Source organism: Desulfocucumis palustris (genome assembly GCF_002933875.1).
Classification (GTDB): Bacteria; Bacillota; Desulfotomaculia; order Desulfotomaculales; family Desulfocucumaceae; genus Desulfocucumis; species Desulfocucumis palustris.
Map to the genome: position 1 here is coordinate 145,495 of NZ_BFAV01000045.1, position 12,460 is coordinate 157,954.

The following is a 12,460-nucleotide window of genomic DNA, read 5'->3' on the forward strand; positions in this document are numbered from 1 at the left end:
TTTGCCTTAAGATTGTCAATATATCATTGAAATTTAAATTTATGGTATTATAATTAAGTCAGTTAATATAGGACAAAAGTACCAGACCTGCCAGGGAACGGGCCTAAAGACCCAATAAACAGCCGGTTAATGAGGATGGGAGCAGCAAAAAGCATATCAGGTTGTTCGATAAAGTGCTTATGTACATAACTTTCACCGGGGCGGGATGACTTGAAAACATGAAATGCAATAATAAACAGAACTTTCTCGGTTCTATGCTGGTGAATGAAAAGGTTATAACCCGGGAGCAGTTGGAGAAGGCGCTGCAGCAACAGAGTATCAAGGGCGGAATGATAGGCAAAACGCTGGTGCAGCTGGGCTACTGTTCCGAGGACGATATTACCAGGGTGCTGGCCAGCCGGGCCGGTGTACCCTTTATATCAATGGAATCATTTCAGGTAGACCCTGCCGCGGTGGCCACCCTTTCCGCCGAGGCCACCAGGCGCTACAAGGCGCTGCCGGTGGCCTTCGACGGGGATAAATTAATAGTGGCCATGCAGAAGCCCTCGGATATCATGGTCATGGATGATTTGCGCATCATGACCGGCTATGATATATCCCCGGTGGTGGTGCCGGATACGGAACTGGAGGCGGCCATAGAAAAATACAGCCGGGAGAGCATGGTGGTGGAGCCGGGGGAAGAGGAAAGCCAGCTTCCCGAAGACTTTAACGCCGATAATGTGACTTCCTCGGAAAGACCCGCCGTACAGCTGGTAAATATGATCATGACCCAGGCGGTAACCGCCGGGGCCAGTGACGTGCATATAGAACTTTATGAAAAATACATGCGGGTGCGCTTTAGAATAGACGGCGTTCTCCATGACATCATGGAACCGCCCCGCCGCATGCACGCTTCCCTGGTTTCAAGGTTAAAGGTAATGGCCAACCTGGATATTGCAGAGCGGCGGATACCCCAGGACGGCAGGATGTCTTTAAAGATAGAGGGCAGGATGATTGATATCCGGGTAGCCTCGCTGCCCGCCACCTTTGGTGAGAGGATTACCATGCGGCTGCTGGACCGCTCGGGTAAAATGCTCTCCCTGGTGGATTTGGGACTGGAGCCGGATATGCTGGAAAAATACCGGTCCCTGATCAGGCGCCCCTACGGCCTGGTGCTGGTTACCGGCCCCACGGGAAGCGGCAAGACCAGCACCCTTTACGCCAGTCTGGACGAGGTGGACAGGGTGGGGAAAAATGTCATTACCGTGGAGGACCCGGTGGAATACCGGCTGGACGGTATGAACCAGGTTCAGCTCAACCCCAAGGCCGGGCTTACCTTTGCCTCCGGACTGCGTTCCATATTGCGTAATGATCCGGACATAATCATGGTGGGGGAGATCCGGGACATGGAGACCGCCCGCACGGCCATTGAAGCGGCCATGACCGGCCACCTGGTTTTTTCCACTTTGCATACCAATGATGCCCCCGGCGCCATCAGCCGTTTGCTGGAAATGGGTGTGGAGCCCTTTTTAATAGCCTCTTCACTTAGCTGTGTGGTGGCCCAGCGCCTGGCCAGGACACTCTGTCCAAATTGCAAGGAACCTTACGAATTGTCCCGCAGTGAACTGGAAAAGATACCCGACTTCCCCCTGCCCCAGGGGGAGGGTAAGGCGCTGCTTTACCGTCCCAAAGGCTGCTTTCGCTGCAGCAATACCGGCTACCGGGGGCGGTTCGGGGTTTATGAATTTTTATTTGCGGATGAAAAAATATACCGCATGACCCTGGAGAGAAAATCAGCCCAGGAAATAAAAGATGCGGCGGTGGAGGGCGGAATGACCACACTGCGTAAAAACGGCCTGCTAAAAGTCATGCGGGGCGTTACTTCACTGGAAGAGATGCTGAGGGTGGTATTGTGAGCGAAAAAAAATATTCAACAATAAAGGAAATACTTACGGATGCGGTGCAGATGAACGGCTCGGACGTGCACCTGGCGGCGGGCATGCCGCCGGTGGTCAGGGTCTACGGCCAGTTAACCCCCATGAGCGAGCAAAAACTGATGCCCCGGGATATAGAGGAACTGGTTTTGCCGCTGCTGGACCAGAGCCAGGTGGAACGCCTCAAAAGCGAGCTGGAGCTGGATTTTTCCCTGTCAGTTCCGGGCCTGAGCCGTTTCCGGGGCAACATCATGTGGCAGCGGGGCTCCCTGGGGGTAAATTTCCGGGTGGTCACCATGGATATACCGACCCTGGAAAGCCTGGGGCTGCCTCCGGCGGTGAGGGAGCTCGCCTATCTGCCCCGGGGGCTGGTGCTGGTCACCGGACCCACGGGCAGCGGCAAATCCACCACCCTGGCGGCCATTATCCGGTTGATTAACGAGCAAAGAGCCCTGAATATAGTCACCATTGAGAATCCCATTGAATTTTTGCACAGTCACCAGAAGAGCATTATCAAGCAGCGGGAGGTGGGCATAGACACCCATTCCTTCGCCAACGCCTTAAAACATGTGCTGCGCCACGATCCGGACGTGATACTGGTGGGTGAAATGAGGGACATGGAGACCATATCCATTGCCCTCACCGCGGCGGAAACAGGTCACCTGGTGTTTTCCACCCTGCACACCCAGACGGCGCCCCTGGCCCTGCACCGGATCATTGACGTATTTCCGGACGCGTCCCGCAACCAGATCAGGCAACAGCTGGCGGACTCCCTGCAGGCCGTGGTGGCCCAGCAATTGCTGCCCAGGGCCGACGGCGGCGGCAGGATGGCCGCCGTGGAGATATTGCTTACAAATCCCGCGGTCCGGAATCTGATCCGGGAGGGGAAGGAGCACCAGCTATATACGGCGATGCAGACCGGCAAGGAAGCGGGTATGCAGACCATGGACCAGGCCCTGGCGGAACTGGTCATGAGGGGCAGAATCTCCATGGATGTGGCTGTGGAGCGCTGCGTGGACAGGATTGAAATGGATCGTTACATGAAAAGGGGTTTTTTCTAAAGCCGGATTATTCCCGTTGAAAGGAGTATTCCATGCCTTTATATTCATACCAGGTTATGGACAAGACCCAGACCACCCTTACAGGCAAAATAACCGCGGACCAGGAGTGGACGGCGGTCAGCAAGCTGCGCAGCATGGGCTACCTGGTGCTGGAGGTCTCCGAGGTTAGGGAGTCGGCCTTAAACAGCCTTTTCGGGGGCCGCCGCAAGGTAAAGCTGAGCCATTTGAGTTTTTTTACCAGGCAGCTGGCGGCCATGCTGTCCTCCGGAATACCCCTTACCCGCAGTTTGTACACCTTAAGCAGGGAGCAGGAAAATCCCCTGCTGGGCATGATTGCCGGGGAGGTGGCCCGCAGTATCGAGGGGGGCGTAAGTTTTTCGGAATCCCTGCGGGCTTACCCCGATGTTTTTTCCGATATGTTTGTGGATATGATCAGGGCCGGCGAGGTGGGCGGGGCCATGGAAGAAATGCTGGAACGCCTGTCCACCCAGCTGGAGCGGGATAAAAATTTACAGGACAGCGTCCGGTCCGCCACCATTTACCCGTCGGTGATACTAATTTTTGCGGTAATTATTGTGACAGCCCTGCTGGTGGTGGTAGTGCCCATATTTAAAGGTTTTATACCGGAGGGCACGCCTATTCCACTGCCCACAAAGATGGTTATGTTTTTAAGCGACACTGTCCGGGGCTACTCATATCTATACATGCTGGGGCTGGTGCTGGCCTGGCTGGGCGTTTATTCCTTTACCCGCAGCCGGAGGGGCCGCTCAATATGGGATTTTTATAAATTTCGCCTGCCGGTATTCGGCGTCCTTTTAAAAAAAGTGGCCGTGGCCCGTTTTGCCCGGACCTTTGCCACCCTGCTGGCCGGCGGCATACCGGTCATCCAGGCCCTGGAGGCGGCGGGACCGGCCTCGGGCAGCAAGCTGATGGCGGATATCATCAAGGAGACCGGGGAAGGCATACAGGAAGGAAAGAATATTTTTGTGCCCCTGGAAAAAAGCGGATTTTTCCCTCCCATATTGACCAGCATGGTGGCCGTGGGGGAGGAAACCGGCCAACTGGCTTACCTGCTGGGCAGGGTGGCGGATTTTTTCGAGGAGGAAGTGTCCACCATGAGCAAAGCCCTTGCCTCCCTGCTGGAGCCGCTGATGATTATAGGTGTCGGATTGGTGATAGGCCTTATCGTTATAGCTATATATCTGCCTATTTTCACCACGGTTACATCGATGGGGAAGTGATGCCGTGCAGGAAGTGGCAAAATTAAAAATATCCGGCGGAATTCCTCTGGAGACGGCCATGGCCTCTTACCTGTCCTGCAGGGATCAGGAGCGCCTGCTGGAGGTGGTGCGGTCCGGCGCCGGGCTTGTTCAGCATTTCGCTTCTTTTTATATCCCCTGCGGCCCCCGGGAGGACGCGGTGCAGGCCGGGTTTGAGGGGCTGCTGAAGGCTGCCGGCCGCTACGATCCGGCCCGGGGGGTGTCCTTTGCAACCTATGCCGGCCACTGCATAATGGGTGAAATACGCCATTATCTCCGCAAGGAGGCGTCTTATTGGCGGCCCGTCTGGGCGGCGGCTTTGCAGAAGCGGGTGAGCCTGGTAATGGAGGAATACTTCCGGGAGAGCGGCGATGTCCCCACCATCGGCCAGATTGCCGGCGCCATGAACATCCGGGAGCAGGGCGTGCTTGAAATAATGCGCTGCGGACTGGTTTCCCTGGACGAAATTGATATATCCAAGGTGCACAGCCTCAGGTATGAAACCTTTAAACTGCCCGTTGAGGACCGTATTGCCCTGGCCATGGCCCTGGATAAGCTCTCGGAATTGCAGCGCAGGGTGGTGACGTTACTGTATTACCGGGATATGACCCAGTCCCAGGCAGCCGACGAGCTGGGCTTAAGCCAGCGCAGGGTATCCAGGGTACTGGCCGGGGCGCTGAAAAAGTTAAAGCAAATTCTATCCTGACAGGACCGCGGGGATTATATCCGGCTGTCCGTGTTGCGGCACGGGCCGGGCACATTCCCGGGCCAATTGTATTAATAAAGCAGGAAATTAAGGTAACCGGAAAGCGTGTCCCCTTATCTAGTAAGGAGATGGTGTACATAAATGACATTGCTCAAATCTGCCGGAGGAGTGGGTCTGGAGCTGGATACCGGTGTTATCCGGGTGGTGGAGCTAAAGGGTACGGCCCGCAACGCTTCTCCAGTGGCCGCCGCCCAGTTGGAAATACCTGCGGAAGCCGTGGCGGAAGGGGTTGTGGCTGACGGTGGGGCTGTGGCCGGGGCTCTGTCCCGGCTGTGGGCAAAGGCCGGCATTAGCACCAGGGAGGTGGTGCTGGGAGTTTCCAACCAGGGCGTGCTCATGCGCCTGGCCACCTTTCCCAAAATACTGGAGAAAAAACTTTCCCAGACCCTGCATTACCAGGCGGGGGATTATTTCCCCCTGCCCATGGAGCAGATGGTGCTGGATTTTTCTATAATAGGCGAAACTGCCGGGCAGAGCGGCCCGGAGTTGGAGGTGCTGCTGATAGCCGCCCGGCGGGATATGCTGGAAAGGAATATAGGGGCGGTGGTGCAGGCCGGGCTGGAGCCCAGGGTGGTGGATGCCTCCGCCCTAGCCCTGGTGCGCATGCTGCCGGGGGAATATTTATCCCGCACGGTGCTGCTGGCCGATATTTCCAACGGTCTTACCACCCTGGTGCTGTCCTCCGGAGGGGTGCCCCGTTTTTCCCGGGTGCTGTCCCACTCCCTGCAAACCCTGGCCAGGGAAATGGACTTGACCCTGGCGGGACTGCCGGAGACCAGTGAACTGGTGGCCGCCACCTCGGGGGATGATGACCGCCGGGACGGGCCTGAGGGAGGGGTATTACCCGGGCAGTGGGGAATCGTGCTGGCCAACGAGCTGCGTTCCTCCATCGGTTACTATCAGATCCAACCCGGAGCGGAGGCCGTGGAGTCGGTATTTTTAAGCGGCAGGGGTTCCCGGGTACCCGGGCTGGCCGCCATGTTGCAAGAAATGCTGGAGCTTCCGGTGGAGCCGCTTTCACCCGGGGACAGGAGCGATGGCCTGGAGCGGCTGCGGGGTATAGCCCCGGAGCCGGATATACGGCACTTTACCCTTTGCACGGGCCTGGCCCTGCGGGGATTGGAGGCATAATTCGTGGACATTAGAATCAACCTGCTGCTTCCGGAACTTAAGGCCGCCCAGGAACAAAAACGCCATAAGCAGCGATTGATGCTGATCAGTCTGGCGGTTATTGGTCTGTTTATTTTTGTTTACGGCACGCTGTTTGCGTTCACCCTGTACGCCAGGGCCGGGGCCGAAAAGCTGCGGGAGGAGCGCGGAACCCTGGAGGCGGGTATAACAAATTTGAAATATTTTGCGGACCTGCAGGCCGGCGCCGCCGAAGCGGGGAAACTGGCGCAAAAAGTGCGGGGCAATCCAGTGGACTGGTCGGGGGTGCTGTGGGAAATGGGGGCTTATCTCCCGGCGGATGTTTGGATTATTGATTTTTTTTACAGCGAGGAGCCGGGGAAAAACCAGAAGCAGCCCACCCCCTTTGAAGCAGCGGCCCAGGCCGCGGACAAAGCCGTGGGCGGGATTTCCCAGGCTGCCGGCTCCAGTCAGACAGGGGCTAAAGCCCCGTCCTCAAGTCAGTCTAAAACCAGTGCCAAAGGTGCCGTCGCAGGTGAAGTTACCATTAAGGGACAAGCCTACGATCAGCCCTCGGTGTCTTTGTTCATAGACGCAATGAAGAATATTAAGGCTTTTGGGGAGGTTTATTGCAAGTCCAGCACCGAGAAGGCTGAAGGTGAGCAAACCTTTATTGATTTTGAAATTAAGGCCGGGCTGCGGCCTGAAGGGCAGGGTTCCACGGCCTCCGGAAAGGCGGGTGACTGACCGGTGGCGGTTAAAAAAAGTGCTGTGAGTTTTCCCTGGGCCGTGCTGGGGATCATAGGGGCGGCGGCGATGTTATTTCTGCTTTATCACCAGTTGGGATTGCTGCAGGCCGCCCGGCAGGAAAGGGCCGCCGAAGGGCAGACCCTGGAGCGGACCAGGCAGCACCTGCGGCAGCTGGAAAACACCAGGGACCACGCCGCCCTGTTGCAACTGCAACTGCAGGCCCTGGAGCAGGCAATACCCACCGGGGCCGGCGAGGATGAACTGATTGAATATATGCAGAGGATCGCCGATAACACCGGTTCCGGGTTCATACAGTTAACCTTTGGAGAACGGTCTTCCAAAGAGGGCTATACGGAGATGCCCTTCACGGTATCCTTTCAGGGACGATACCAGGGGCTGGTGGATCTTCTGGGAGAATTGCAGTACGGGGGAAGGATCATCACCATAGACCAATTGAAGATCGGCAAGGGCCAGGATGAATTGCCCAATCTCAGGGCGGATATAACCTGCAAAACCTATTACAGAAATAAATAACATCAAGAAGCGGGCAGGCGGCGTTACCCGGAGTGTCACCCGCAGGGGGAGAGAAACAAGGTGCGCGGATTGCTGCAGAAGGAAATAAAGCTCGACACCAAACAAATAAAAGATTTTATTGTTAAAAATAAAAGAATTGTGGCTGTCTCCGGGGCCGGATTGGCTGTGGTCATCATTGCCCTAATAATTTTTTTGACAATGAATCCCGGAAAAGATACCCCGGCGAATAATGATCCGGCGGCCTCCCAGCAGCCCGTCTACTCGTATCTGCCGGAAAACACCAGGGTTACCGGGGAGCGGGCCGGGGTGCGGGACCCTTTTACCGGCGCCCTGGCGCTAAAGGGAGTGATAACGGGCGAAGGGGAAGATAACGTGGCCATTATCGAGGCTGGGAATATATCCTATGTTGCCCGGAAAGGCGCCGTGGTGGCAGGCGGCTGGACGGTGGACAGCATTAAAAGCGACGCTGTGTATTTAAAGGCCGGGGACAGGAAAATCCGCCTGGATTTCAACGGCAGGGTGAAAAATATCGATGTCAAACCAGCGGCCAATACCGGGGATAACCAGTCCGGGCCAAAAGAAACAGCAGGCTCCGCCTCCGGACAGGCGGCGGAGGAGGATAAAAGCCAGTCCGCCACCGGGGAAGGCGGAGGTGTTGAATGATGCTCACAGCCTTAAGGATTACACTGGCCATCAGCCTGCTTCTATCCTCGGCCTTTGGTTTTTGCGCCACCCCCGCCGGCGCGGATGCCAGTTATATTCCGGAGGAGGCCGGCGGTGCTTTTGCCGATATTGCCGGTGCCGCGGCCTACCCTGATGCTGATTTTTCCCAGTATTCCGGTGAGGACCCGGCAACCCTGGCCGCCTACGATGGAAATCCCGTTTCCGTTGATCTGCGCGGGGTGGATTTGAAGGACGCCCTTTCCGCCCTGGCCATTCAAATGGGTGTGAATATAATAATCGCCGGGGATGAGAACCAGCAGGTGACCATTCAGCTAAAAGACGTCACCCCCAGGCAGGCCATGGAAATCATCATTAACAGCAAGGGTATGGATTATCTGGAGGAAGGCGGTATTATCGTGGTTGGAGATATCGGCAGCCTTCAGAAAAATTTCTTCAGCCAGATGATCTACACCCGTTATGATACCCTGTACATGCCCGGGGAGGAAATTCAGAAAGCCCTGGAAGAGCTTGGCTATCCGCATAAAAGCATCATCAGCAAGGCCAACCCCAACTTTATACTGGTGGAGGGCACGGCCCAGACCCTTAAAAAAGTGAGTGAGCTGATTTACACCGTGGACACCGAGGATAATGTTCCCTCCCTGGATTACAGGTCCGCCACCTTAAGCTGGATATCGCCGGTCAGGGCGGCGGAACTGCTGGAAAAAGCCGGCTTTAAACTGAACCGTTACATAGAGCTGGATAACAGGCTGCTGGTGTTTGACCGGGAATTATTCAGCCACTGGGACCAGGTGGAGGGGTTTCTGAAACAGGTGGATTTACCCCAGGCGGCCAGGGAAAAAACCTTTGTCTACCAGTTAAAGAACGTGGCGGCCAGGGATGCCGAGGAGAGACTGAAAAAATTTGATTTCGGCAAGGAAATAAAAACAATCCCCTACCAAAACCCGGAACTAAGCCGGGAGATTATGATTATCTGCCCTCCCGCCGTGGAAAAGGAAGTGCGCTCCGCCCTGGCCGCCATAGACCAGACCCGGCTGAAGATAAAGGCGCCCATTGCAATCATCAAGGGCGACCGGGCCAACCAGGCCGCCAGCTCCCTGCGCAGCCTGCTAAGCCAGTTAAGCGGAGTGTCGGTGGGCAACATGGGCATTTCTAGCAATTTGTCGGGGGATAAAAACAACCCAATTTACATATTGTGGGCGGAGGAAACCCCGGACAAGGTGCAGATGCTCAAGGATATGTTTGAGCAAATGAAGTTGGAGGAAGGGGGCGGGGAAGGGGAATAAAATTGTGATAAAAAACAATATGCTGCTTTGGTATAAAGAAATATCCCTGATAATTACCATAAATATGACTTAATTATTGTTTTATGAAAAAATTTTTTATAGCCGTCTAAAATAATTTATCGACGGTATAACAATTATAGTAAGTTATGGCAAAGAATATTCGCTTTTAGAAAATTTTAGCGAGGGGGTGAATTTAATGTTCAAAAACATGAGCAATAAACTGAAAAACCGTAAAGGCTTCACTTTGGTGGAACTGATGGTGGTTGTAGTCGTTATTGGTATCTTGGCGGCGATTGCAATTCCGCAGTTTACGGGGGCTAAGGATGCTGCCACATATGCCGCTGTAAAAGCAAATCTAAAGAATATTGACAGCGCAGTGGCTCAGTATGCAGCATTGCATAATGTAGCAATAGCTGATGTTGAAACAGATGATGCGAAGGAAATATTAACACAATGGCCCGATGGCTCGCCTGCTGCCGATTATACGTATGGTGTTAATGATTCCGGTGTAGCAGAGATTACAGCAATTGGTACCGGAGCACCCACGGATCTTGCAACTGGTGATACATTTGCATCGATCACGGCTGACGGTCACTAATTTTGAAGAGACGGGAAAAAGACAAGGGAAAGACAAGGGGACGGTTCTCCTGTCTGGCCAAGACGGTGGAAGGGATGGTGCCGACCACCTTATGCCGAATGGAGCCGGCTTCCCCTGCTGCCGTCTAAAATTCCGGTTGGAAAATTGACTGGAAATCATATCCTTTAACTTACTCAGCCTACTTGACGGAATGTTTAAAATGAAATAAGTGTCAAAAGAGCGCCTCCTACCGAAAAAGACGGCAGGGGGCGTTTTTAGAAAGAGGCCCTTTTAAAACCACTTACTTGTACGCCAAAAGCTCCAAAATAGTCGGGGCCGTAAGGCTGGGACGTGATTTGACGGTACCGATAATTCTTACGGGAATCTACGCGCCAAAGGGTTCTGCCGGAATCACACACTGGAGAGCGGGAATTCATTCCGCTTTGATAGCGCAAAAAACAGGACAGAAGAAAATAGTTTTCGGACTTTGGAAACCATTGAAAATAATTCAGGGCCATTATTCAGCAAACGTGGAAGTTCCGCCCGGGTCTGCCGGCGCAATTGGGAAAATGCCTTTAATGTTAATTTTTAACCTTCGGTAATGGAGGTGTATAAATTGAATTTTAATATTAATAATCAAAGAGGAATAGCCCTGGTTTCAGTTTTAATTTTTATCACTGTGGCGTCCCTGCTGGGTACTACCGTATGGTACGCCAGCACCAGGGATACTTCGCACGCTAAAAGTGATGAAAATAACACGCAGGCCTATTTCTTCGCGCGCTCAGGTGTTGAAATGGCCATAAGCCTTATTAAAAGCGGTCATTGTAATGATATGGAGCCGGAAGACAAGGTGGAATTTTATGGGCAGCTTGACGGTTCCTTTAGCGAGGAATTAACGGATGATTATAACATTAAATTTGGAATCGAACTGGATGATGCTGACAGATTTATTATTGACTCCATCGGCATTGTAAGAAATGGAGTAGCCGGGGCCGCAGAAGCACAGAACGAATTAAAATATGCCATTCCCAGGAATGAAATCGATGATTCCGATGGAGGCGGCGGTGATGCCGGGGGCGGTGAAGGTGATAAATTATGGGCGCTGTTTTCCAATGAATTGATAACCTTAAATGGAAGTGCCGGTATAATTGGAAATGTGGCGACAAACGCCACAGCGTCCAATAGTGTGAATTTCGCATATAGCTGTTATATCAATAACGGTAATCTATATATTGGACCCGGAGCCGATTGGCATCAGGTTGTAAAATTTGACGGGTGGGAGCGGGGACCGGATACAAACATACCGGATGGCGAGATTATTAACCTTCCGTCATACCGTAATTATCCTCTTCCTGCTTTTCCTGGCTATCCGGACAATTTGACCTCCAAAGGCACCCTGAGAACAGAACCGGGAAGTATTTCAGGCCGGGTTCAGGACAGTACCGGCAAAGGAGTGGGTGAGGTAACCATTTACTTGAGCCCCAGCATTCCCGGCGATAAGGCGAAAACCAGCGTTGAGACAGTTAATAATCCCTCGTGGACGGCCGGTCACGGGACGTGGGCTGTGTATACAGGAGACCAGCAGGGAACGGTGATTGTCACCCCCGCCAAGGAGGGCTATACTTTTAATCCGCCGTTCCGAAAGGTGACCGGGCCGGCAAGCGATGTGAATTTTGAAGCAACTGAAAATCCCGGCGGTTCTTCTTCCCAGGTCCAGATGGACACCGGGCTGCCCTGGAGCTGGGAAATAGATGAAGACGGTTATTACGACACCATTGCGGTTACTGGTGATAGAATGCTGAGTATTAATTTGCAAGGCGGGACACGGATACTCCGGGTGAAAAAACTGGATATTCAACAGGGGAAAATTGTATTGGTCGGAGATGGAAAGCTTATATTGTACGTTGAAGAAACCTTCAACTTAAATGGGAGTAGTAAATTAAACCTCGATGGCGATCATAATTCTTTAATCATGTTTTTCAATGGCGGCGGCACTTTAAATTTTGCGGGAGCCACACGGTTTGTAGGCTCAATCTATGCGAAAAACGCCAGTGTTTCTATTGCCGGGAGCAATAATATAGACGGCAGTATTGTAACAGGCGGTTCCGCTGTATCAGTGACCGGAGCGGCGGATGCCAATCCCATGCTGTTATATTCGCCAAATGCCAGCCTGACGGTTTCAGGAAGTGGAAAGATTAAGGGTACTGCTGTGGTTAAAAAATGCACTATGGATGGCGCTTCCCGGATAACAGCCGGTACTTCCGCCGATACGGCTTTTTTAAATTCGCTGCTCTGGGGTCCGGATGGCCCTCCCTCATTATTCTTAAATGAACCGGAACCGCCCCGGGAGCCGTCAGATACAACCTGGCGGGACAGAGGCAAGTGGATAAAAATATAGCGTATCAGGGATGGTGCGCCAAGATAGGAAAAAGGCGGGTCCATTTTGATTTTTGTGCTTTATGCAAAGTAACAAAAGTTTAAGTGTCATTGTGCCAGGCAGGCGGT

The 12,460-nt window shown here is 53.5% G+C and carries 11 protein-coding genes; all 11 read left to right on the forward strand.

Translation table 11 applies throughout. From position 1 onward, the window contains the following. The first annotated feature begins 218 nt into the window (after positions 1-218). Positions 219-1,895 carry a GspE/PulE family protein gene (locus tag DCCM_RS04375; RefSeq protein ID WP_104371229.1) on the forward strand — a complete coding sequence of 559 codons (1,677 nt, stop codon included), beginning with the start codon at positions 219-221 and terminating at the stop codon, positions 1,893-1,895. Then, positions 1,892-2,974, forward strand: coding sequence for a type IV pilus twitching motility protein PilT (locus DCCM_RS04380; RefSeq protein WP_104371230.1), 1,083 nt, complete (start codon positions 1,892-1,894; stop codon positions 2,972-2,974). Before DCCM_RS04375 ends, DCCM_RS04380 begins: the two co-directional genes overlap by 4 nt. Before the next feature lie 32 nt (positions 2,975-3,006). Then, positions 3,007-4,215: a type II secretion system F family protein gene (locus tag DCCM_RS04385; RefSeq protein ID WP_104371231.1), complete on the forward strand. Its 1,209-nt coding sequence runs from the start codon at positions 3,007-3,009 to the stop codon at positions 4,213-4,215. Between the two features lie 4 nt (positions 4,216-4,219). Beyond that, complete coding sequence (locus tag DCCM_RS04390; protein WP_231702649.1) at positions 4,220-4,939, forward strand: sigma-70 family RNA polymerase sigma factor; 720 nt, start codon at positions 4,220-4,222, stop codon at positions 4,937-4,939. Between the two features lie 141 nt (positions 4,940-5,080). Next, the gene (gene pilM / locus DCCM_RS04395; RefSeq protein WP_104371232.1) at positions 5,081-6,130 is read left to right on the forward strand and encodes a type IV pilus assembly protein PilM; all 1,050 of its coding nucleotides are present in this window, start codon (positions 5,081-5,083) and stop codon (positions 6,128-6,130) included. Between the two features lie 3 nt (positions 6,131-6,133). Beyond that, a complete protein-coding gene (locus DCCM_RS04400; protein ID WP_104371233.1) occupies positions 6,134-6,874 on the forward strand; it encodes a PilN domain-containing protein in 741 nt (246 codons plus the stop codon). 3 nt (positions 6,875-6,877) lie between these two features. Continuing rightward, positions 6,878-7,411, forward strand: coding sequence for a type IV pilus inner membrane component PilO (locus DCCM_RS04405; RefSeq protein WP_104371234.1), 534 nt, complete (start codon positions 6,878-6,880; stop codon positions 7,409-7,411). A gap of 60 nt (positions 7,412-7,471) precedes the next feature. Further along, the gene (locus DCCM_RS04410; protein ID WP_104371235.1) at positions 7,472-8,074 is read left to right on the forward strand and encodes a hypothetical protein; all 603 of its coding nucleotides are present in this window, start codon (positions 7,472-7,474) and stop codon (positions 8,072-8,074) included. Next, positions 8,071-9,378 carry an energy transducer TonB gene (locus DCCM_RS04415; protein WP_104371236.1) on the forward strand — a complete coding sequence of 436 codons (1,308 nt, stop codon included), beginning with the start codon at positions 8,071-8,073 and terminating at the stop codon, positions 9,376-9,378. The genes DCCM_RS04410 and DCCM_RS04415 overlap by 4 nt, the downstream gene beginning before the upstream one ends. Positions 9,379-9,574: 196 nt before the next feature. Next, complete coding sequence (locus tag DCCM_RS04420; RefSeq protein ID WP_231702650.1) at positions 9,575-9,976, forward strand: competence type IV pilus major pilin ComGC; 402 nt, start codon at positions 9,575-9,577, stop codon at positions 9,974-9,976. A 595-nt stretch (positions 9,977-10,571) separates the two neighbouring features. Beyond that, complete coding sequence (locus DCCM_RS04430; RefSeq protein ID WP_104371238.1) at positions 10,572-12,353, forward strand: DUF7305 domain-containing protein; 1,782 nt, start codon at positions 10,572-10,574, stop codon at positions 12,351-12,353. Positions 12,354-12,460: the final 107 nt, after the last annotated feature.